This window comes from Psychrobacter sp. 1U2, from assembly GCF_051847575.1.
Genome location: NZ_JBPYDC010000841.1, coordinates 1 through 808, shown reverse-complemented (window position 1 = coordinate 808; position 808 = coordinate 1). Strand labels below are relative to the sequence as shown.

The window sequence follows — 808 nt, the reverse complement described above, 5'->3', positions numbered from 1 at the left end:
ATTCACTTGATGAGGCCAGTAGCGGCGAGCCAATGCGCTCATTTTGTATTCTTAATCCCATGATGACATCACAGTCTGTGACGCACTCATTCATATTTTCATACACACGCACACCGTAACGCTCAATTCCCTTAGGTAATAGCGTACGTGGCGCGCAGACGCGAATATCTTTGACACCTAAAGTTTGCAGCGCATTGATATCGGAGCGCGCGACTCTTGAATGCTTAATATCACCGATGATAGCAACTGATAGCGCCTCAAACGGGCGCGGCGCGGCGCGATGAATGGTCAGCATATCTAGCATCCCTTGGGTCGGGTGCGCATGCCAGCCATCACCGCCATTGATAATAGCGATATCTGGTGTCACCTCAGTCGCCATAAAATGCGCAGCCCCTGATGCAGAATGCCTGACTACAAAAATATCAGCTGTCATTGCCTGCAAATTCCATAGAGTATCGCGTAGACTTTCGCCTTTTTTTGTACTAGAGCGCGCAATATCAATGTTTAGCACATTGGCTCCAAGACGCTTTTCTGCCACCTCAAAAGTAGTGCGGGTACGGGTCGAAGGCTCAAAAAACAGATTCATGACTGTGCAGCCTTCAAGCTCAGGCCGATTGATCAGCTGACCATTTTCATCAAAGAAAGTTTCAGCTTTAGCAATGATGGCTTGTAGTTGTGATTTATTTAGCCCTTCTACGCCCAAAAAGTGACGCAAACTTCCATCTTGGTTTAACTGTGGACGACTAAGGGAAGTGTTGAGTCTCTGATGGACAGTATCATGGTCAAATGTGGCGTATTTGGATGGTGA

1 protein-coding gene is annotated in these 808 nt (G+C 47.3%); it reads right to left on the bottom strand.

Translation table 11 applies throughout. The annotated features are described in order from the left end of the window. The coding region (locus ACS8FD_RS19055; RefSeq protein ID WP_439277012.1) for an aspartate carbamoyltransferase catalytic subunit at window positions 1–808 on the bottom strand (808 nt) is incomplete at both ends.